Here is a 20,147-nt window from a genome sequence, read left to right as displayed (position 1 = left end):
ATGGTATACCGTAATACCTTTTCTGCAAGTGTTTTTTCTTTCACCTTGAGCCCTGGCAGGTTTTCAAAAGCCCTTGCGAGCCTTGTAAACCGCTGCCTGCGCGTTTGCTGAACCGGTTTTTCCTTATAGATCTGAGCCTTGCCGTTGGTAAAAAAGACCGAGCGGGCAGTTGTAAAATGTTGGCATACCATAATATGGTTGCCTCGCTCGTGAGTGCAGGGATGTGTTTGCGGCGTTCCAAAGCGCGTCATGGCCGCAAGGTTCTGGCAGTCGCTTCATGGTTTTAGCTGGCCACAAAGACAAGAATTCAGGCGAAACGATGACTACATCCGAAACTCATGGCGGCAACGCCACGCATTTGATTGAAAACCACACCGTCGACTACGTTCCGCTGGCCGAGCGTCACGGCAAGGCGCGGGACCTGTTCACCCTGTGGTTCAGCACCAACATCGCACCACTGCCCATCGTCACCGGCGCCATGGTGATCCAGGTGTTTCACCTCAACCTGTTGTGGGGCATCATCGCCATCGCGCTGGGCCACATGATCGGCGGCGTGTTCATCGCCCTGGCCTCGGCCCAGGGCCCGCGCATGGGCATCCCGCAGATGGTCCAGAGTCGCGGCCAGTTCGGCCGCTACGGCGCACTGTTGATCGTGTTCTTCGCGGCGCTGATCTACGTCGGCTTCTTCATTTCCAACATCGTCCTGGCCGGCCAGTCGATCCACGGCATGGCACCGAGCGTGCCGCTGCCTGCGGGCGTGATCATCGGCGCGTTGAGCGCCACGGCCATCGGCGTGATCGGCTATCGCTTTATTCATACCCTCAACCGCATCGGCACCTGGGTCATGGGCGCAGCGTTGCTGGCGGGTTTCATCATGATCTTCAGCCAGGAGCTGCCCGCCGATTTCTTCAGCCGTGGGGCGTACAACTTGTCGGGTTTCCTGGCAACGCTGTGCCTGGGCATCATCTGGCAGATCAGCTTTTCGCCCTACACCTCGGACTACTCGCGTTACCTGCCGTGTGATATCGGCATCGCCAAGCCGTTCTGGGCCACGTTTTTCGGCGCGACCCTGGGCACGACGCTGTCGTTTACGTTCGGCGCGGTAGCGGTGCTGGCAACGCCCGAAGGCACCGAAGCGATGGCGGCGGTCAAGCAGTCGACCGGCGTGCTGGGCCCGGTCCTGATGCTGTTGTTCCTGCTCAACATCATCAGCCACAACGCGCTGAACCTGTACGGCGCGGTGCTTTCCATCGTCACCTCGATCCAGACCTTCGCCGGCAACTGGACGCCGAGCATCAAGGTGCGGGTGATCCTGGCTGCGGTGATTCTGGCGGGCTGCTGCGTCACGGCGGTGGGCGCTTCCGGCGATTTCATCAAGGAGTTCATCGGCCTGATCCTGACGCTGCTGATCGTGCTGGTGCCGTGGGCCTCGATCAACCTGATCGACTTCTACCTGATCAAGCGCGGCAACTACGACATCGCCTCGATTTTCAGCCCTGACGGCGGGATCTACGGGCGCTTCAACCCGCACGCGATCGTGGCGTATTTCATCGGCATCATCGTGCAGTTGCCGTTCGCCAACACCTCGCTGTATGTAGGGCCCTGGGCCAATTACCTGGAAGGGGTGGACCTGTCGTGGCTGGCGGGGTTGTTGATTACCTGCCCGTTGTATTACTGCCTGGCGACGCGGGGCAAGGCTGAACGCATGAAATCCGCCCGCGTGGGATATGCCAAATAACATTGCTTGAAGGCTTGATGCTTTTCCTGTGGGAGTGAGCTTGCTCACGAAAATCCGTTGTCAGACGCCGAGTACAGGGCGGCTGCAATGGCCGTTCGTGAGCAAGCTCACTCCCACAAGTCATTTTGTGCATGCCTTGGGAGCTCACTTGCCTTCCACATCCGCCGAATGCCCACCCTGGCGCTCCGCCACCGCGCGCAACGTCTTGAGCGTCACCATCGGCGCATCGATCACGAACCGGTTCGCCAGCCATGACGGAATCGCCCCGGCGGGCTCGGCCTGCATCTGGTACGTCACCTCGGTTTCCCGCTCGCCCTTGGGCTCCATGATCCACTCGCCGTGCAGTTCGTTGACGCGGATCACCCCCGGCACTTCCGGCTCCATGTCCCTGACCGCGCTCAGGTGGCGGATGAGCGTGCCGTTGTCCAGCTGTTCGGTCTGCACCTGCAGCACCATGTCCCGCACGCTGGCAGGGGCGGGCAGGTCGGTGGTGAGGTAAACGAAGGTCTTGTCGCCGTCGATCTTCAGCAGGCGCATGTTGGCGCAGGCGTAGAGCCACTTGCAGGCGATGGTGAGGTTCTCTTGCAGACGGCTCAGGGTCGGAATGTCGGCCTTGATCGAGGCCACCCCGCGAAAGCTCTGGTAACCCGAACCCACCGGCTGGCTCAAGTAGACCTTGATGCCGTTTTCGTCCCTGGCCAGTTTCCATTGTTCGGCGGCGGCAGGGCCCAGATAGCTGGCCAGCAGCAGGGCGCACAGGACGGGCAGTGTTTTCATGAGAGGCTCCGGGACTGCACGTTGATGGGCGCGGGTCTTCAGAGCATAGGTGAGGTTGTTGCCGGTTGTAACGAACGCAATAAACAACTGTGGGAGCCGGCTTGCTGGCGAATACGGTGTGTCATTCACAGTTGTAGTGACTGACACTCTGCATTCGCCAGCAAGCCGGCTCCCACAAAAGGGAACAGCGTCGGTAATCCACTAGGGCGATCAATGCGCCCCAGCCGCCTTGTTCAGATCACTCTCGGCCCATTCGGTGTACACGCAGGCGTCACTGGTGGCCCAGCGTACGCGCACCTGGTCACCGGCCTTGAGCGGCATGCCCGCAGCGGACAGCGCCTTGACCGTCATCTGGGTGCCGCCGGCGGTCATCACGGTGCAGGTCTGGCTTTCGCCGAGGAACAGCACCTCGCCGACCTTGGCGCTGACCTCGTTCCAGCCGGTGGGCAGCGGTTGCGCGGCGGCCTGTTCGACGCTCAGGGCCTGGGCCTTTTCCGGGCGGATCATCAGCAGCACGTCCTGATCGGTGGTCAACCCCGAGGTCAGGCGAATCGACAGCGCCTGGCCCTCGAAGGTCGCCGCGCCATTGCCTTGAGCCTTGAGCTTGAGGAAGTTCGAGTTGCCCAGGAACGAGGCGACAAAGGCGTTCGGCGGGTTCTGGTACAGGTCGTAGCCGGTGCCCAGGCCGACGATCTTGCCGTGGCTGAAGATCGCGATGCGCTGGGACAGGCGCATGGCCTCTTCCTGATCGTGGGTCACGTAAACGATGGTGATCCCCAGGCGGCGATGCAACTGGCGCAGTTCGTCCTGCAGGTCTTCGCGCAGCTTCTTGTCCAGCGCGCCCAGCGGTTCGTCCATCAGCAGAATGCGTGGCTCGTAGACCAGCGCCCGGGCAATGGCGACCCGTTGCTGCTGGCCGCCGGACAGTTGCGAAGGGCGGCGGTGGGCGAATTTTTCCAGCTGCACCAGCTTGAGCATGGCGTCGACGCGCTTGTCGCGCTCGGCCGCCGACAGTTTGCGAATGGCCAGCGGGAAGGCGATGTTGTCGCGCACCGACAGATGCGGGAACAGCGAGTAACGCTGGAACACCATGCCGATGTCCCGCTTGTGCGGCGGCACGTTCACCAGTGATTTGCCTTCCACCAGAATCTCGCCCGAGCTTGGCGTTTCAAAGCCAGCCAGCATCGACAGCGTCGTGCTCTTGCCCGAGCCGCTGGAGCCGAGGAAGGTCAGGAACTCGCCGTCCTTGATGTCCAGCGAGATATTGTCCACGGCCGCAAAGTCGCCATAGTGCCTGTTCAGGTTGCGCAGGCTGACGAGGGGCTGTTGGGATTGCGAAGCATCTTTGATCACGGCACTCATGAAGGCATTCTCGCTTCGTTGCGGCGACGCAGGGTCGCGGCGATAAACATGACCAGAACGGACAGGCCGATCAGCAGCGTCGAAGCGACGGCGATGACCGGGGTCAGGTCCTGGCGCAGCGTGGTCCACATCTTGACGGGCAGGGTCTGCAGGGTGGGGCTGGCCATCATCACGCTCAGCACCACTTCATCCCACGACACCAGAAAGGCGAACAGGGCGCCGGCGACCATGCCCGGACGAATCGCCGGGAACGTCACCTTGAGCACCGCCTGAATCCGCGAGGCGCCGCAGATCACCGCGGCATCTTCGATCGACTGGTCGAACAGCTTGAGCGAGTTGATGATCGAGATGATGGTGAACGGCAGCGCGACGATCACATGGCTGACCACGAAGGACACCAGGGTGCCGGTGTAGCCGAGTTTGAGGAACAGCGCATAGACCGCCACCGCGATGATCACCAGCGGCACGATCATCGGCAGGGTGAACAGGCCGTACAGCATGTCGCGGCCCGGGAAGCGCCCGCGCACCAGAGCAAAGGCGGTCGGCAGGCCCAGCAGCACGGCGAAGATCGTGGTCAGCACCGCGACTTTCAGGCTGGCGAGGGCTGCGGCCATCCAGTCCGGGTTGCTGAAGAACTGCATGTACCACTTCAGCGTCCAGCCCGGCGGCGGAAACACCAGCCACTGGGACGAGCCGAACGACAGCAGCACGATGAACACGATCGGCAGCAGCAAAAACAGCGCGATCAGCCCGGTGACCGAATACAGGCCCCAGCGCAGGCGCGGGCTCATGGCATTGGGTGTCAGGAGCATGGCGGGTCACCTCGCGTGGTTGGAGCCGACCGGGGATTCCGGTTGCAGCTTGAGGTAGAAGTAGAACAGCACCAGGGTGATGACGATCAGCAACGCCGCTGCCGCACTGGCCAGGCCCCAGTTGAGGAACGATTGCACCTGCTGGACGATGAACTCCGGCAGCATCATGTCCTGGGCGCCGCCGAGCAGGGCCGGGGTGACGTAGTAACCCAGCGACATCACGAACACCATCAGGCCCCCGGAAAACAGCCCCGAGCGGCACAGCGGCAGGAACACCTTGACGAAGTTGGTCCAGGGGCTGGCGCCGCAGATGGAGCCGGCCTGCAGCACCATCGGGTCGATGGCGGCCATGGTCGCCTGCAGCGGCAGCACGATGAACGGGATCATGATGTAGCTCATGCCGATCACCACGCCGGTGAGGTTATGCACCATTTCCAGCGGCTGATCGATGATGCCCATGGCCATCAGCGCCTTGTTGATCACACCCGAAGCCTGCAGCAGTACAAGCCAGGAGTAGGTGCGCGCCAACAGGCTGGTCCACATCGACAGCAGCACGATGTTGAGCATCCAGCGGCCCCAGCCACGGGGCACCAGGGTGATCGCCCAGGCCAGCGGAAAGCCCAGCAACAGGCTGAACAGCGTGACCAGCCCGGCCACCGAGAAGGTGTTGAACAGCACGCGGGAGTACGCCGAGTTGGCGAACAGTTGTTCGTAGTTGCCAAGGCCGGGCACGGGCTCCAGCACGCCGCGCAACAGCAGGCCGATCAGGGGTGCGAAGAAGAACAGGCCGAGGAAAATCAGGGCCGGCAGCAGGTTGCGGCTGCCTTTCCAGCGGTGTGACAGGGTATTGGTCTGTTTCATCGTCACGGCCTGGGTGGATGCCGCGCCGGCGGTGCTGGACGCACCACCGGCCGGGTTGGATTGACGGGACGCGAGGGCCGTCATCTTTACTTGACCAGCCATTCGTTCCACCGTGACGCGATGGCTTGACCGTTCTTGGCCCAGTACGCGAAGTCGAGAGTGATCTGGTCGTCAGGATAGGCGGTTGGCAGATCCTTCGCCAAAGTCGAATCAAGACGCGGCACGCTGTCCAGGTTGACCGGCGCATAGGCGGTCAGGTTGGAGAAGTCGGCCTGGCCCTTGGCGCTGGCGGCTTCGGCGATCAGCTTCATGGCCGCATCCTTGTTCTTGGCGCCCTTTGGCACCACGAGGAAATCAGCCATGACCAGGTTCTGTTTCCAGCTCACGCCTACCGGTGCGCCGTCCTGCTTGAGGGCGTAGGTGCGGCCGTTCCAGAACTGGCCCAGCGAGGCTTCACCGGACGCCAGCAGTTGCTGCGATTGCGCGCCGCCGCCCCACCAGACGATGTCTTTCTTGATGGTGTCGAGTTTCTTGAAGGCGCGGTCCAGGTCCAGCGGGTAGAGCTTGTCTTTCGGCACGCCGTCAGCCAGCAGGGCCAGCTCCAGCACGCCGGGGCTCGGCCATTTGTACAGGGCGCGTTTGCCGGGGTAGGTCTTGGTGTCGAACAGCGCCGACCAGTCTTCAGGCTTGGCCTTGCCGAGTTTGTTCTCGTTGTAACCGAGGACGAAGGAGAAGAAGAACGAACCCACGCCGTGGTCGGACTGGAAGCGCGGATCGATGCGGTCTTTCTTGATCACGCTGAAGTCCAGCGGTTCGAGCAGACCTTCGCTGGCCGCACGCAGGGCGAAGTCGGCTTCGACGTCGACCACGTCCCAGGACACGTTGCCGCTTTCGACCATGGCCTTGAGTTTGCCGTAGTCGGTCGGACCGTCCTGAACCACGGCGGTGCCGGTGTTCTTGGTGAAGGAATTGGCCCAGGCCTGCTTTTGTGCATCCTGGGTCGAGCCGCCCCAGCTGACGAAGTTGACGCTGTCAGCCGCCATGGCTGCGTGACACGAGAGCGCCAATACACCTGCTGTCAGGACCGCTGTTGCACGTTGAATCAACACCATTTTTTCGCCCTCATTTGTTGTGTTTTTGAGCGGGCTGCTCGGTCCTGCACGACATGTCCTGACACTCGGTGATGCTGCGTTGAAAACAGCCTCGATCGCGAGCCCGGTCGGAATGCTCATTTACAGCTCGTAGACTCCGCTTCCTCGGCTGTTTTCGCCTTGCCTCACCTTCGCGTCAGAACATCTCGTACAGAACCTCTTGCCCGCCTGTCGGGAGCAGTGGACTCGCAGCATTTGGGGCTACGGGCCTTTAAAAACGGGGCCTGTCAGATGTTCTTGTTTGTGCTGTCCCTGGCGGGTACACCTGACGAAAAAATCCTCGGCCTACGGAATGTCATATTATGGTATTCCAAACTTTCTGCAAGCACTTTGCCGCTTCTGATGCCTTGATTTTTCGTGTTTCTGTGACGAACGGAAGGGCAAAGGATGCTGTATTCGGCGCGCTACTGATTTGGCTCTGCAGCGCGCCGTATGGTCACGTTCAGCCTGAAAAAGGAATGCTTTCAACCACTTCCAGATCGTAGCCGGTGAGCCCTGCGTACTTGAGCGGCGGGCCCAGGTGACGCAGCTTGCCCACGCCGATGTCTTGCAGGATCTGCGCCCCGGTGCCGACTTCCGAATAAATCCGCGACTGCGAGCGGGTGTACTGGCGCGGTGGCTGGGTCAATTGCGGGATTCGTTCGAGCAACGCCTGGGACGATTCATGGTTGGCCAGCACCACGACCACGCCGCGACCTTCCTCGGCGACCTTTTGCAGGGCCGCCCAGAGCGTCCAGTTGGCCGGGCCGTTGTACTCGGCGCCGACCAGGTCGCGCAGCGGGTCGACCACGTGCACACGCACCAGCGTCGGCTCGTCGCGGCGCACGTCGCCCATGACCATGGCCATGTGCACACCGCCTTCGATGCGGTCTTCGTAGCTGATCAGGCGGAAGGTGCCATGCACTGTCGGCAGTTCGCGCTCGCCGATGCGCACGATGGTGTGCTCGGTGCTCAGGCGGTAGTGGATCAGGTCGGCGATGGTGCCGATGCGGATGCCGTGCTTCTGGGCGAAGCGCTCCAGATCCGGTCGACGGGCCATGGTGCCGTCGTCGTTCATCACTTCGACGATCACCGAGGCCGGGGTGAAACCGGCCAGGCGCGCCAGGTCGCAACCGGCTTCGGTGTGGCCGGCGCGGGTCAGTACGCCACCTTCGCGGGCGCGCAGCGGGAAAATATGCCCCGGTTGCACCACGTCCTCGGCAGTGGCATTGGCTGCGACGGCCGCCTGCACAGTGCGGGCACGGTCAGCGGCGGAAATGCCGGTGGTCACGCCGGTAGCGGCTTCGATGGACACGGTAAACGCGGTGGAGAACACGCTGCCGTTGCTCGGCACCATCTGTTCCAGGCCCAGACGCTGGCAGTGCTCGTCGGTGAGGGTCAGGCAGATCAGCCCGCGCGCTTCGTTGGCCATGAAGCTGATGGCCTGCGGCGTGCAGCGGTCGGCGGCGAGCAGCAGGTCGCCTTCGTTTTCCCGGTCCTCGTCATCGACCAGCAGGACCATCTTGCCCTGGCGGTAGTCTTCGATGATGTCTTCGATGCGGTCGAACGCCATACTCGGGATCTCTTTTTTATGAAGGGAGGATAACAAGGGAAAATCGTGGTATACCATAAGACAGAATATTTCACAGATTCACCCTTTTTGAAACTACAGCGTTGAAACCTGAGCATTGACCATAAAAGAGAGAGTGCAATGAAGGCCTACTGGATCGCCCACGTCGACATCAACGACCCGACGCAATACACCGAGTACACCCAGCGCGGCCCGGCTGCGTTCAAGAAGTACGGCGGCAAGTTCCTCGCCCGCGGCGGCCGCGCCGAAGCGCTGGAAGGGCGCAAGACCCCACAGCGCAGCGTGGTGATCGAGTTCGAGTCCTACGAACAGGCGCTGGCGTGCTACCACTCGCCCGAGTACCAGGAAGCCATGAGCCACCGCCAGGGCGCGGCCCATGCCGAGATCGTGATTGTCGAGGGGTTTGAGGGGTAACGGATACGCAGACTCTGTAGGAGCGAATTCATTCGCGATGCGTCGGAACATCCAACGCATCTGCGTGGCCTGGAACATTTTTCGCGAATGAATTCGCTCCTACAGAGCGTGTGACCGATCGCCGTCATGCGGCAGGTTCAGCGAATGAAATGCACCTTCCCGGTGTCATCATTGCCGACATAAATCCCGTACACCCCGGCCTGGCGCTCGGCGATGTAGCGTTCCAGGATCTGCCGGATGGCCGGGTAGTAGATGCTGTCCCAGGGAATATCTTCCGGGTCGAAGAAGCGGCAGGCCAGGGTTTCCGGGCCGAACTGGCCGGTGACTTCCAGGGCGATGGCGCGAAAGACGATGTACACCTCGCTGATCTGCGGCACGCTGAAGATGGAGTAGGGCGAGACGATTTCGGCGCGCACGCCGCTTTCTTCCCAGACTTCCCGCAGCGCCGCCTGCTCGGTGGTCTCGCCAGCCTCCATGAACCCGGCCGGCAGCGTCCAGGTGCCGGGCCGTGGCGGGATCGCGCGCTGGCACAAGAGGTACTTGCCTTCGCGCTCGATGATGCAGCCGGCGATGATCTTCGGATTGACGTAGTGGACGTACTGGCAGCCCCCGCACATCAGCCGCTCGTGGGTGTCTCCGTCAGGAACGCGCCGGGCGAGGTCGGCGCTGCCACATTGCGGACAAAAGCGCGGGGCTGGCATGTCAGTGTCCTATGCGCGGTTCCTTCAGAACCACGGGTTCGACGATGTCGCGCACCTTGGTGCCATCGTCCTGTTTGGATTTGAGGTAATCGAGCGCGACCTTCGCGGCGCTGCGCACGTGATCCACCGAGGCCTGATGCGCGGCCAGTGGATCGCCGCTCTTGATCGCTTCGACCATCTTTTCCATTTCCCGGTTGCTCGCGCCGCGACGGTTTTCCTGGGAGACCGAGGTCGCCCGCAGGTAGCTGATGCGTGCCTGCAACTGGCGCAGCTGGGTGGCCGCCACATGGTTGCCCGAGCCTTCGAGCAGCACGTCGTAGAAGCCCTGAACCGAATCGAGCACCTGCTGCAGGTCGCCTTCCTTCAGCGCTTCGCTGTTTTCGTTGAGGGCTTTTTCCAGGGCACGGATGTCCTTGGCCTTGGCGCGCAGGGTGAACAGCTGAACGATCATGCCTTCGAGCACGCAACGCAGCTCGTAGATGTCGCAGGCGTCTTCCAGGGTGATGATGGCCACGCGCGGGCCCTTCGCGTCGGCGAATTCCACCAGGCCTTCGGATTCCAGATGGCGCAGGGCTTCGCGGACGGAGGTGCGGCTGACGCCGAGGCGGTCGCACAGGTCGCGTTCGACCAGGCGGTCACCGGGCAGCAGCTGGAAGTTCATGATCGCGCTGCGCAGTTTGTCCAGCACGATTTCCCGCAGGGTGACGGGGTTGCGGTTGACCTTGAATGTGTCGTCGAGTGGCAGGCGTTTCATGGGTTCCGCTCTTGAGTTGGCTGTCCGGCCATTGCCCGGATTACAGGCAGCGGGGACAGCCAGGGGTGATTAGGGGTCTGTCGACCAAAACGTCGCGCAGTTTATCACGCCGCGCGACGCCAACCAGCAGGCCCATCGACACCGATGGGCCCTGTTTCACCTCTTTTCTTGCCAATTTCAGCCGCAGAACTCAACCAAGGCTTGGCAATGGCCCCAGTTTGCCGCGGTGATAGACCATCGGCGTGACCGGCTCGTGAGGCAGGATCAGGTTCTTCACCTCGCCGACGATGATCGCGTGATCGCCGCCGTCGTACTCGCGCCACAGCTCGCATTCGATGATCGCCGTGGCGCGGATCTTCGAAGACTCGCTGAGCAGCGGGTTGCCCAGCTCGCTCAGGTGCCAGTCGATGCCTTTGGCCTTGTCCTTGCCTTTACCCGCAAAAGCATAGGCTTCGGCTTTCTGGTCTGCCGACAACAGGTGAATCGCGAACTGCTTGCTGTCGCGCAGCACCGGGTAGGTGTCCGACGCGTAGTTGGGGCAGAACAGCACCAGTGCCGGCTCGATCGACAACGCGCTGAACGCGCTGGCGGTGATGCCGACGATGCCGCCCTCCGGGTCCAGGGTGGTGACCACCGTGACCCCGGACGGGAAGCTGCCCATGACGTCTTTGTAAATGCCGGGTTCGATCATGCTGCAAACCTCGCTCAACGCATCACGAAAGGATCGGGCATCGGTTCTTGCGAGAGGTTGATCCACACCGTTTTAAGTTCCGTGTAGGCCAGTACCGAATCGATACCGCTCTCGCGACCGTAGCCGCTGTTCTTGAAACCGCCGATCGGCGCCATGGCCGACACGGCGCGGTAGGTGTTGACCCAGATGATGCCTGAGCGCACGTCGCGGGCCAGGCGATGGGCGCGGCCCAGATCGCGGGTCCAGATCCCGGCTGCCAAGCCGAATTGCGAGTCGTTGGCGATGGCCAGCGCTTCGGCTTCATCTTTGAAGCGGATCACCGAGGCGACCGGGCCAAAGACTTCTTCCTGCATGATTTTCATCGAGTTGGCGTCGCATTCGAACAGCGTCGGCTCGTAGAACCAGCCATCGCTGCCGGTCTGTGCGCGCTTGCCGCCGGTGCGCAGGCGCGCGCCTTCGGCCAGGGCGTCGGCCACCAGACCTTCGACCACCGCCAGTTGTTGCGCGGTCGCCATCGGGCCCATTTCGCTGGTTTCGTCCTGCGGATTGCCGATGCGGATGCGCTGGGCGCGGGCCACCAGGCGCTCGACGAATTCGTCGTAGATTTCGTCCTGCACCAAAAGGCGCGAACCCGATACGCAGCTCTGGCCGGAAGCGGCATAGATCCCGGCGACGGCGCCGTTGATCGCGCTGTCCAGATCGGCGTCGGCGAAGATGATGTTCGGCGATTTACCGCCCAGCTCCAGCGACAGTTTGGCGAAGTTCTCGGCGCTGCTGCGCACCACGTGACGGGCCGTGGCGGCGCCGCCGGTGAAGGCGATCTTGCGCACCAGCGGGTGACGGGTGAGGGCGGCGCCGGTGCTTGGGCCGTAGCCGGTGACCACGTTGACCACGCCCGGCGGAATCCCGGCTTCCAGGGCCAGACGCGCCAGCTCCAGAATGGTCGCCGAAGCGTGTTCGGACGGCTTGAGCACGATGGTGTTGCCGGCGGCCAGCGCTGGTGCCAGCTTGATCGCGGTCAGGTACAGCGGGCTGTTCCAGGGAATGATCCCGGCCACCACGCCGATCGGCTCGTGCACGGTGTAGGCAAACAGGTCCGGCTTGTCCAGCGGCAGGGTGCCGCCTTCGAGCTTGTCGGCAAGGCCTGCGGTGTAATGGAAAAACTCAGGCAAATAGCTGACCTGGCCGCGGGTTTCGCGGATCAGCTTGCCGTTGTCGCGGCTTTCCAGCTGCGCCAGTTTTTCCTTGTTCTCGGCGATCAGATCGCCCAGGCGACGCAGCAGTTTGCCCCGCGCGGTGGCGGTCAGTTTGCGCCAGGCCGGGTTCTCAAAGGCCGCCTGCGCGGCCTGCACGGCACGCTCGACGTCGGCTTCGGCGGCGTCAGGCAGTTCGGCCCAGGGTTGCGCCAACGCCGGGTTGAGGCTTTCGAAGGTCTTGCCGGACAGCGCATCGACCCACTCTCCGCCGATGCACATCTGAAAACGGGTAAGGCTCATGCAACGATCCCCTTTACCGAAGTGTTTTGCGCGTCTGCCTGCTTGAGGAAATCGAGCAGCATCTGATTGACCAGACGCGGCGACTCAACCGGCATCATATGCCGCTGCTCGGCAAGTATCTGCACTTGCGCGCCCTTGATGCGCAGGGCCAGCTGGCGCGCCATGTCGGGCGTGGAGCCGGGGTCCAGCTCGCCAGTGGCCACCAGTGTCGGCGCCTGGATGCTGCCCAGATCGTCGGCGCGGTACATGTCCTGGGTGGCGAACAGTTTGTAAGTGGTGAGGTAACCCTGCGGATCGTTGCTGGCCAGCACTTGGCGGATCGCCGCGATCTGCGCCGGGTTGGCGGCCTGATATTCGCTGCTGAACCAGCGCGACAGCGCTTCGGCGGCGTTGGCATCAGGGCCGTGTTCGGCGGCCTGGCTAGTGCGGGCGATGACGCCTGCACGCTGCTCGGGGCTGCGGTTGAATACGCTATTGAGAATGACCAGCCCCGCCAGTTGCTGCGGGAAGTGCAGGGCGAAGGCCCGTGCGACCAGGCCGCCCATGGAGAAACCGATGACCGTGGCGCAGGGCAGGCCCAGGTGCTCCAGCAGTTCATGCAGTTGCTCGGCGTAGCCGGGCAGGCCGGTCTCGGGATCAGGACGCGGGCTCGCACCATGACCGAGCATGTCGTAGGCAATGACTCGATAGTGCGGGGCCAGACCAACCATCTGTCCTCCCCACATCTCCTTGTTCAGACCGACCCCGTGGATCAACACCACGGGGTGGCCTTGGCCGGTCGCCAGATAACTGGTGCCGGCCGGGGTGCGTTCAGCGGTGAGCCGAATCATTTGGATCGCTCCTGCACAGGCCTTGTACGGCCGATTGAAAGCTGCTGCGCTCGGCAATACGGCGTTAAAAACAGGCGAAAAATGCTCATTTAGAACACCTGGACTCCGCTTTTTCGCCTGCTTTTGCCTTGTCTTGCCTTCGCTCGCGACGCTTTCAAACGGCCTTATTAGTATGTTTTCTCGGCGTCGGATTACTGGGCTTTCTCGGCAGCCAGCTCTTCCAGGTCGATGTAACGGTTGCCGATGCGCGGGTGCAGACGACCGCCATTGGCCGCGCCCAGCACCACGACGATTTCGTCGGCGCGTGGCGAGTCTTCGATCTGCATTTCCAGGGTGATGTAGTGCGAGCGCAGGCCTTCGTCGTCCTTGTGCATCATCGGGATCTGGATCGAAGTGCCCGGGCCGCCGCGCTTGTTGGTGAAGGAGAGGTAGCTCTTGGCTTTCACGGCTTCACGGTAGTGGTTGCCGAAGCGCAGGGTGTGGATCACGGCAGACGCGTGCTCGATTTCACCGTCGGCACCGACCACGGCGGCTTTGCCGTAGGCCTGGATCTTGTCGGCGCCGCCGATCAGGCCGGTCAGGCGTTCGACCATCATCGCGCCCAGGTCCGAGCAGTTGGCGCGGATTTCAGGCTTGAGGTCTTGAACGAAACCGCGACCCAGCCAAGGGTTCTTCATCACCACGGCCAGGCCGACCATGGTCACCGGCGTGTCGGTGGCCTTGCCGCCTTCGATCAGGGTTTCTTCGAGGTAGCTGACGATCTTGCGAATTTCGAAACTCATGAGTGGCTCCCGGGTTCTTGATCAGATTGTTGATGGGGGTTTGTATTTGGTCTGATGGTATACCATAAGATTGATCGTGCAAGTGGTTTGTTAGCACTTGTGTCGAAAAAGGGGTTTTGAGGCGACGCATGGCCTGAAGGAGAACGCGCACCTCACGCGTGGCATGAAGACGTACGCGCAACTGTAGGAGCGCACGAGCCATGCGAGGCCGCGATCTGGCGCGCAGCGGCAGCAAACCCTGCGCACGCGGTGTGTCAGATACATCAGCGATTACCGGATTTACGACTGCTGCGCAGCCGATCGCGGCCTCGCGGGGCTCGTGCGCTCCTACAGGTACAGGATCGGCAGAATCTCGGAGTCAGTCAGGGAGCAGACAAGAGGTGCTGGTCAGCGCTCGCCGAAAAGAGTACAAATGTACTCCATGACGAATCTATCCCCAAAACGCGCTGCCATCCTGACCTTCATCCGTGATCGCATCGCTCAAAATGGCCAGCCGCCCAGCCTTGCGGAAATCGGTGAAGCCTTCGGCTTCGCTTCCCGTAGCGTGGCGCGCAAGCACATCGTGGCGCTCACCGAAGCCGGTTTTATCGAAGTCACCGCCCATCAGGCGCGGGGCATTCGCCTGGTCGAACACCGAAAGCGCGCCGAAATGCTGGAAATCCCGGTACTGGGCCGCGTGGCCGCCGGTGCGCCGATCGGCCCGGACATCGACATCCACGACACCTTTACCCTCGACAGCCGTACCTTTTTGCGCGTCCCCGACTATCTGCTGCGGGTCAAAGGCGATTCGATGATCGAAGACGGCATTTTCGACGGCGATCTGGTGGGCATCCTGCAACAGGCCGACGCGCGAGACGGCGAGATCGTCGTCGCCAGGCTCGATGGCGAAGTGACCATCAAGCGTTTGGAGCGGGGCAAGGATGAATTTCGTCTGTTGCCACGCAACCCGGCCTACGCGCCAATCATCGTGCGCGCCGATCAGGATTTCGCCATCGAAGGCGTATTCTGCGGCCTGGTGAGGCGCGAATGATGGGCGCGGTGGTCAGTCTCGATGCATTGCTGGACGAACGCCGGGTCTGGAAAGGCCGCCCGCAGGCAAAACCTGTGGGCGAGCAACCCACCGGCCACGCCTTGCTCGATGCGGCATTGCCCATCGGCGGCTGGCCACCGGCGGCGCTGAGCGAAATTCTCATTCCGGCCCATGGCAGCGGCGAGTTGCGCCTGCTCTGGCCCACCCTGGCGCGGCTGGCCGACAAGGGCGAGCGGATCGTGCTGGTGGCGCCGCCCCATGTGCCGTATCCGCAAGCCTGGCAGGCGGCAGGTATCGACCTGCGTCAACTGTCGGTGATCGACGCCGACGAGCGCGATGCCCTGTGGGCGGTCGAGCAATGCTTGCGCTCGGGCAGTTGCGGCGCAGTGCTGTGCTGGCCGGGCAAGGTCGATGACCGGGCCCTGCGCCGCTTGCAGGTGGCGGCCGAAACCGGCGAAACCCTGGCCTTTGCCTGTCGCAGCCAACAGGCGGCGGCCAACCCGTCGCCGGCGGCCCTGCGCCTGGCCATCGATGTGCGTCCCAGCCAGTTGCGGGTACTCAAGTGCCGGGGCGGGCTGGCGCCGGCATCACCCATTCCGTTCGCGCAGGACGCTTGAGGTCGGCATGCTCTGGGCCTGTGTTGTGCTGCCGCAACTGGCACTGGACGGCGTCATGCGCCGTCGCGCCGAGCCTGAACGTGCGCTGGCCCTGATCAGCGGCCCAGTCCAGCGCCGGGTGCTGCAGACCGTCAATGCCGCAGCGCGGGCGCTGGGCTTGCGTGCCGGGCAGTCGCTGACGGCGGCCCATGCCATGAGCCGCGATTTCGACACCGTTGAGTACGATCCGGGCGAAACCGAGCGCTCCCATCGACTGCTGGCGGCCTGGGCCTACGGTTTCAGCTCCCAGGTCAGCCTGAAATACCCGCGCGTGCTGCTGATGGAAGTCGAATCCAGCCTGGGGCTGTTCGGCCCCTGGCCGCTGTTCGAAGCGCGCTTGCGCCACGAACTGACAGAAATGGGCTTCAGCCACCGTATTGTCGTTGCGCCCAATCCGGTGGCGGCGCGGATGCTGGCCAATGCCCATGACGGTCTGGCCATCACCTGCAACGAGCAACTGGAGCGGGTGCTGGAACAGATGCCGGTCAATCGCATCGGCTTGCCCGAGGAGGTGTCCACCGCGCTGATGCGCATGGGCCTGCAGCGTTTGTGTCAGGTGCTGGCATTGCCGCGCGACACCCTGGCCCGGCGCTTTGCCGCCACGCTGCTGCAGCATCTGGACACCTTGCTCGGGCGTCGGCCGGTGGCGCTTGAGTGTTACGTGCCACCAGATCATTTCGAGACCCGCATCGAGCTCAATTTCGACGTCGAATCCCATCAGGCGCTGCTGTTTCCCTTGAAGCGCATGATCGCCGACCTGGCGCTGTTCCTCGGCGGGCGCGACAGTGGCGTGCAGCGTTTCGTCATTCACCTGGAGCACGTGCCCAGTGTCGGCAGCGTGGCCCCCGACACCCTGATTCCGGTGGGCCTGCTCAGTGCCGAGCGCGAGGCCAACATGTTGTTCGAGCTGGCGCGAGGGCGGCTGGAACAGGTGCAGGTACCGTCGCCCGTACGTGCTTTGCGCCTGCAGGCCAATGACCTGCCAGCGTTCGTGCCCTCCCACCGCGAGCTGTTCGATGATCGGCCGCAACAGAACATGCCCTGGGAGCAATTGCGCGAACGCCTGCGGGCACGGCTGGGGGACGAGGCCGTCAGCGGGCTGGCTTTTCAGGCCGATCACCGGCCCGAATGCGCATGGCTGCCGAACAACACCGGCAAACCGGTGATCGCCACCCATCGCGTGCCGCGTCCGGGCTGGCTGCTGCGCGAGCCCGAGCCGTTGACGCCCTCGGCGGTGCGGGTGCTGGCCGGGCCCGAACGCATCGAGTCCGGCTGGTGGGACGGCGGCGACATGCGCCGCGACTACTTTCTGATCGAAACCCGCAGCGGCCAGCGCGGCTGGGCCTATCGCAAGGTCAATGACGACGGCGGCCTGTTGCTGCACGGCTGGTTCGCATGAACTGCGAATACGTCGAGCTACATTGCCTGTCCAATTTCAGCTTTCAGCGCGGAGCCTCCAGCGCCGAAGAACTGTTCGAGCGGGCGAAGAAACAGGGCTATCAGGCGCTGGCGATCACCGATGAGTGCACCCTGGCCGGCATCGTGCGGGCCTGGCAGGCGTCGATCAAAAGTGAAGTACCGCTGATCGTCGGCAGTGAAATCACGGTCGAGAACGGCCCGAAAATCGTCTTGCTCGCGGAGAATCTGGCGGGCTATCAGGCGCTGTGCAAGCTGATCACTCAAGGGCGGCGACGCAGCAAGAAGGGCGAGTACCGCCTGTTGCCCGAGGACTTCGACACACCGCTCGATGGCCTGCTGGCGCTGTGGCTGGCGGATCTGGACCAACCGGTCGAAGCTCGTCTGGCCCAGGGAGACTGGCTGCGTGGCAAGTTTCCAGAGACCCTGTGGCTGGGCGTCGAGCTGCATTGTGGCCCGGATGACCGGCAGCGGCTCGCCACCTTGCTGGCGCTGGCCGACACCTTGGCCATCCCGGCAGTGGCCTGTGGCGATGTGCACATGCACGCCCGGGGACGTCGCGCCTTGCAGGACACCATGACCGCCATCCGCCATCACACCACCGTGGCCGAGGCCGGGCACCGGCTGTTTCCCAACGGCGAACGGCATTTACGCTCGCGGGCGGTGCTGGCGGATCTGTATCCCGCGCACTTGCTGGAGGAGACTCTGGTCATCGCCCGGCGCTGCTGTTTCGATTTCAAGCAACTGCAGTACGAATATCCCCGGGAACTGGTGCCAAAGGGGCATACCCCGACCAGTTGGCTGCGTGAATTGACCGAGCAGGGCGCACGCAAGCGCTGGCCAAAAGGCGTACCCACCGTTGCGCGGGAGAACATCGAAAAAGAGCTGCGCATCATTGCTCTCAAGAAGTACGAGAGCTATTTCCTGACGGTGCACGACATCGTCCGTTATGCCCGTGATCGGGCCATTCTCTGCCAGGGCAGGGGCTCGGCTGCCAACTCGGCAGTCTGCTTCGCGCTGGAAATCACCGAGCTGGACCCTTCGAAGGTCAACTTGTTGTTCGAGCGCTTCATCTCCGAAGAGCGCAACGAGCCACCGGACATCGACGTCGATTTCGAGCACGAACGTCGCGAGGAGGTCCTGCAATACGTGTTTCGCCGCTATGGCCGGGGCAGGGCGGCGCTGACCGCGGTCGCCAGCACCTATCACGGCGCTGGCGCGGTTCGCGATGTAGCGCGGGTGCTAGGGCTGCCGCCGGACCAGATCAACGCGCTGGCCGATTGCTGCGGGCGCTGGACTGACAACCTGCCGCCCGCCGAGCGCCTGCGCGAAAGCGGCTTCGAGCCGGACAGCCCGGTGTTGCGCCGGGTGCTGACCCTGGCCGGTGAGCTGATCGGCTTCCCCCGGCATTTGTCCCAGCACCCCGGCGGTTTCGTCATTTCCGAACAACCGCTGGAAAGCCTTGTGCCGGTGGAAAACGCCGCCATGGCCGAGCGCACCATCATCCAGTGGGACAAGGACGATCTGGATCTGGTAGGCCTGCTCAAGGTCGACATTTTGGCGCTGGGCATGCTCAGTGCGTTGCGCCGCACCTTCGATCTGGTCGAACTGCATCGGCACAAGCGCTGGACCATCGCCGACATTCCGGCAGACGACAAACCTACCTACGACATGATCAGCCGCGCCGACACCATCGGCGTGTTTCAGATCGAATCGCGGGCGCAGATGTCGATGCTGCCCAGGCTCAGGCCGCAGAAGTTCTACGATCTTGTGATCGAGGTGGCCATCGTCCGCCCGGGGCCGATTCAGGGCGATATGGTGCATCCGTATCTGCGGCGGCGTAACGGCGAAGAAGAGGAGACCTATCCATCGGAAGAACTTCGGGATGTCTTCAAACGCACTCTGGGCGTGCCGCTGTTTCAGGAACAGGTCATGCAACTGGCGATTGTCGCGGCCAACTACACGCCTGGTGAGGCCGACGAGTTGCGCCGCTCAATGGCGGCATGGAAGCGTCATGGCGGCCTTGAGTCTCATTACGAACGCCTCAGTCAGCGAATGGGCAAAAAAGGTTATGAAAAAGCCTTCATCGACCGCATCTTCGAACAGATCAAAGGCTTCGGCAGTTACGGCTTTCCCGAATCCCACGCCGCCAGTTTCGCCCTGTTGACCTACGCCAGTTGCTGGCTCAAATGCCATGAACCGGCGGCGTTCACCTGCGCCCTGATCAACAGCTGGCCCATGGGCTTCTACAGCCCGGACCAGTTGCTGCAGGACGCCCGCCGACACCACATCGACGTGCACCCGGTGGATGTGCGCTACAGCGACTGGGACTGCTCGCTGGAGCCGGTGCCGGGCCGCGAGTACACCCAGGATCTGGCGATTCGCATGGGGCTGCGGATGATTCGCGGCTTTCGCGAAGAAGACGCCCGGCGTATCGAACAGGCCCGCAGCTTGCGCGAGTTCAGGGACGTGACCGACCTGTGCGTGCGCGCTGACCTGGACAACCGCGCCCGCGCCGCATTGGCCGATTCCGGCGCGCTGCGCGGGCTGGCCGGCCATCGGCATCGGGCCCGCTGGGAAGTGGCCGGGGTCGAGGTGCAGCGGCCGCTGTTCGGCGATGACTGCTTTGCCGACGAGGCGCAGGTAGCCTTGCCGCTGCCCAGCGTGGCGCAGGATCTGAAGGCCGATTACGACACCCTCGGCACCACCCTGGGGCCGCACCCGCTGGCGATACTGCGCCATTCACTGGCCGCCAGGCGCTTTCGCAGTTCGAAGGATCTGTTGGGCGAAGAGCACGGTCGCAGCTTCAGTGTCGCCGGGCTGGTGGTCGGCAGGCAGCGCCCCGGCACCGCCAGTGGCGTGACCTTCGTCACCCTGGAGGATGAACACGGGATGATCAACGTGGTGGTCTGGCGCGACCTGGCCGAGCGTCAGCGCAAGGTGCTGGTGGGCTCGCAACTGCTGCAGGTGTTCGGCAAGTTCGAATACCAGAAGGGCGTGCGGCACATCATCGCCCAGCGGCTGTTCGACCTGACGCCGCTGTTGACCGGCCTTGATGTGCGCAGCCGGGATTTCAAATGATTTTGTCGCTTTTGATTCTGCCCGA

The 20,147-nt window shown here is 63.0% G+C and carries 18 protein-coding genes; 6 read left to right on the top strand and 12 right to left on the bottom strand.

The window, feature by feature from the left end:
* The first annotated feature begins 319 nt into the window (after positions 1-319).
* The gene (locus tag AC1MEK_RS25820; protein WP_480399077.1) at positions 320-1,738 is read left to right on the top strand and encodes a purine-cytosine permease family protein; all 1,419 of its coding nucleotides are present in this window, start codon (positions 320-322) and stop codon (positions 1,736-1,738) included.
* A gap of 144 nt (positions 1,739-1,882) precedes the next feature.
* Here AC1MEK_RS25820 and AC1MEK_RS25815 read toward each other — a convergent pair whose 3' ends face one another.
* From AC1MEK_RS25815 to ribBA, 6 genes are all read right to left on the bottom strand, one after another.
* A complete protein-coding gene (locus tag AC1MEK_RS25815; protein ID WP_480399076.1) occupies positions 1,883-2,515 on the bottom strand; it encodes an START domain-containing protein in 633 nt (210 codons plus the stop codon).
* Positions 2,516-2,725: 210 nt separating this feature from the next.
* Entirely contained in the window at positions 2,726-3,877 is a 1,152-nt protein-coding gene (locus AC1MEK_RS25810) for an ABC transporter ATP-binding protein (protein ID WP_480399075.1), read from the bottom strand.
* Positions 3,874-4,689, bottom strand: coding sequence for an ABC transporter permease (locus AC1MEK_RS25805; RefSeq protein ID WP_480399074.1), 816 nt, complete (start codon positions 4,687-4,689; stop codon positions 3,874-3,876). Before AC1MEK_RS25805 ends, AC1MEK_RS25810 begins: the two co-directional genes overlap by 4 nt.
* Before the next feature lie 6 nt (positions 4,690-4,695).
* Positions 4,696-5,652: an ABC transporter permease gene (locus AC1MEK_RS25800; RefSeq protein ID WP_480399073.1), complete on the bottom strand. Its 957-nt coding sequence runs from the start codon at positions 5,650-5,652 to the stop codon at positions 4,696-4,698.
* Positions 5,637-6,662 (bottom strand): ABC transporter substrate-binding protein, encoded by a 1,026-nt coding sequence (locus AC1MEK_RS25795; RefSeq protein WP_480399072.1) that lies wholly within the window; start codon positions 6,660-6,662, stop codon positions 5,637-5,639. Before AC1MEK_RS25795 ends, AC1MEK_RS25800 begins: the two co-directional genes overlap by 16 nt.
* Before the next feature lie 481 nt (positions 6,663-7,143).
* Complete coding sequence (gene ribBA, locus AC1MEK_RS25790) at positions 7,144-8,253, bottom strand: bifunctional 3,4-dihydroxy-2-butanone-4-phosphate synthase/GTP cyclohydrolase II (protein ID WP_480399071.1); 1,110 nt, start codon at positions 8,251-8,253, stop codon at positions 7,144-7,146.
* Positions 8,254-8,391: 138 nt separating this feature from the next.
* Between ribBA and AC1MEK_RS25785 the strand changes: the two genes are divergently transcribed.
* The gene (locus tag AC1MEK_RS25785; RefSeq protein ID WP_480399070.1) at positions 8,392-8,685 is read left to right on the top strand and encodes a DUF1330 domain-containing protein; all 294 of its coding nucleotides are present in this window, start codon (positions 8,392-8,394) and stop codon (positions 8,683-8,685) included.
* A gap of 137 nt (positions 8,686-8,822) precedes the next feature.
* On the opposite strand, the gene AC1MEK_RS25780 is transcribed toward AC1MEK_RS25785, so the two are convergent.
* The 6 genes from AC1MEK_RS25780 to AC1MEK_RS25755 all read right to left on the bottom strand — a co-directional run bounded on the left by AC1MEK_RS25780 (position 8,823) and on the right by AC1MEK_RS25755 (position 13,939).
* Positions 8,823-9,386: an NUDIX hydrolase gene (locus AC1MEK_RS25780; protein ID WP_480399069.1), complete on the bottom strand. Its 564-nt coding sequence runs from the start codon at positions 9,384-9,386 to the stop codon at positions 8,823-8,825.
* Between the two features lies 1 nt (position 9,387).
* Positions 9,388-10,140, bottom strand: a complete 753-nt coding sequence (locus tag AC1MEK_RS25775; RefSeq protein WP_274134711.1) for a GntR family transcriptional regulator — start codon at positions 10,138-10,140, stop codon at positions 9,388-9,390.
* Positions 10,141-10,330: 190 nt separating this feature from the next.
* A complete protein-coding gene (locus AC1MEK_RS25770; protein ID WP_480399068.1) occupies positions 10,331-10,831 on the bottom strand; it encodes a flavin reductase family protein in 501 nt (166 codons plus the stop codon).
* 14 nt (positions 10,832-10,845) lie between these two features.
* Positions 10,846-12,327: an aldehyde dehydrogenase gene (locus AC1MEK_RS25765; protein WP_480399067.1), complete on the bottom strand. Its 1,482-nt coding sequence runs from the start codon at positions 12,325-12,327 to the stop codon at positions 10,846-10,848.
* Positions 12,324-13,157 (bottom strand): alpha/beta fold hydrolase, encoded by an 834-nt coding sequence (locus AC1MEK_RS25760; protein WP_480399066.1) that lies wholly within the window; start codon positions 13,155-13,157, stop codon positions 12,324-12,326. The genes AC1MEK_RS25765 and AC1MEK_RS25760 overlap by 4 nt, the downstream gene beginning before the upstream one ends.
* 191 nt (positions 13,158-13,348) lie before the next feature.
* Entirely contained in the window at positions 13,349-13,939 is a 591-nt protein-coding gene (locus tag AC1MEK_RS25755) for an amino acid synthesis family protein (protein ID WP_480399065.1), read from the bottom strand.
* 412 nt (positions 13,940-14,351) lie between these two features.
* Between AC1MEK_RS25755 and lexA the strand changes: the two genes are divergently transcribed.
* Genes lexA through AC1MEK_RS25735 form a run of 4 tightly spaced genes read left to right on the top strand, consistent with a single transcriptional unit; the run spans position 14,352 to position 20,122 of the window.
* Positions 14,352-14,969: a transcriptional repressor LexA gene (lexA, locus tag AC1MEK_RS25750; protein ID WP_480399064.1), complete on the top strand. Its 618-nt coding sequence runs from the start codon at positions 14,352-14,354 to the stop codon at positions 14,967-14,969.
* Positions 14,969-15,586 carry a translesion DNA synthesis-associated protein ImuA gene (gene imuA / locus AC1MEK_RS25745; protein WP_480399170.1) on the top strand — a complete coding sequence of 206 codons (618 nt, stop codon included), beginning with the start codon at positions 14,969-14,971 and terminating at the stop codon, positions 15,584-15,586. Before lexA ends, imuA begins: the two co-directional genes overlap by 1 nt.
* 7 nt (positions 15,587-15,593) lie before the next feature.
* Positions 15,594-17,024 (top strand): Y-family DNA polymerase, encoded by a 1,431-nt coding sequence (locus AC1MEK_RS25740; RefSeq protein ID WP_480399063.1) that lies wholly within the window; start codon positions 15,594-15,596, stop codon positions 17,022-17,024.
* Positions 17,021-20,122: an error-prone DNA polymerase gene (locus AC1MEK_RS25735; protein ID WP_480399062.1), complete on the top strand. Its 3,102-nt coding sequence runs from the start codon at positions 17,021-17,023 to the stop codon at positions 20,120-20,122. The genes AC1MEK_RS25740 and AC1MEK_RS25735 overlap by 4 nt, the downstream gene beginning before the upstream one ends.
* The last annotated feature ends 25 nt before the right edge of the window (positions 20,123-20,147 follow it).

This window comes from Pseudomonas sp. 2, assembly GCF_056627435.1.
This window is presented reverse-complemented; position numbering and strand designations above follow the sequence as displayed.

Coding starts and splice junctions, on each gene's coding strand:
- AC1MEK_RS25820 (WP_480399077.1), top strand. CDS start 320: ATGACTACATCCGAAACTCATGGCGGCAACGCCACGCATTTGATTGAA.
- AC1MEK_RS25815 (WP_480399076.1), bottom strand. CDS start 2,515: ATGAAAACACTGCCCGTCCTGTGCGCCCTGCTGCTGGCCAGCTATCTG.
- AC1MEK_RS25810 (WP_480399075.1), bottom strand. CDS start 3,877: ATGAGTGCCGTGATCAAAGATGCTTCGCAATCCCAACAGCCCCTCGTC.
- AC1MEK_RS25805 (WP_480399074.1), bottom strand. CDS start 4,689: ATGCTCCTGACACCCAATGCCATGAGCCCGCGCCTGCGCTGGGGCCTG.
- AC1MEK_RS25800 (WP_480399073.1), bottom strand. CDS start 5,652: ATGGCTGGTCAAGTAAAGATGACGGCCCTCGCGTCCCGTCAATCCAAC.
- AC1MEK_RS25795 (WP_480399072.1), bottom strand. CDS start 6,662: ATGGTGTTGATTCAACGTGCAACAGCGGTCCTGACAGCAGGTGTATTG.
- ribBA (WP_480399071.1), bottom strand. CDS start 8,253: ATGGCGTTCGACCGCATCGAAGACATCATCGAAGACTACCGCCAGGGC.
- AC1MEK_RS25785 (WP_480399070.1), top strand. CDS start 8,392: ATGAAGGCCTACTGGATCGCCCACGTCGACATCAACGACCCGACGCAA.
- AC1MEK_RS25780 (WP_480399069.1), bottom strand. CDS start 9,386: ATGCCAGCCCCGCGCTTTTGTCCGCAATGTGGCAGCGCCGACCTCGCC.
- AC1MEK_RS25775 (WP_274134711.1), bottom strand. CDS start 10,140: ATGAAACGCCTGCCACTCGACGACACATTCAAGGTCAACCGCAACCCC.
- AC1MEK_RS25770 (WP_480399068.1), bottom strand. CDS start 10,831: ATGATCGAACCCGGCATTTACAAAGACGTCATGGGCAGCTTCCCGTCC.
- AC1MEK_RS25765 (WP_480399067.1), bottom strand. CDS start 12,327: ATGAGCCTTACCCGTTTTCAGATGTGCATCGGCGGAGAGTGGGTCGAT.
- AC1MEK_RS25760 (WP_480399066.1), bottom strand. CDS start 13,157: ATGATTCGGCTCACCGCTGAACGCACCCCGGCCGGCACCAGTTATCTG.
- AC1MEK_RS25755 (WP_480399065.1), bottom strand. CDS start 13,939: ATGAGTTTCGAAATTCGCAAGATCGTCAGCTACCTCGAAGAAACCCTG.
- lexA (WP_480399064.1), top strand. CDS start 14,352: ATGTACTCCATGACGAATCTATCCCCAAAACGCGCTGCCATCCTGACC.
- imuA (WP_480399170.1), top strand. CDS start 14,969: ATGGGCGCGGTGGTCAGTCTCGATGCATTGCTGGACGAACGCCGGGTC.
- AC1MEK_RS25740 (WP_480399063.1), top strand. CDS start 15,594: ATGCTCTGGGCCTGTGTTGTGCTGCCGCAACTGGCACTGGACGGCGTC.
- AC1MEK_RS25735 (WP_480399062.1), top strand. CDS start 17,021: ATGAACTGCGAATACGTCGAGCTACATTGCCTGTCCAATTTCAGCTTT.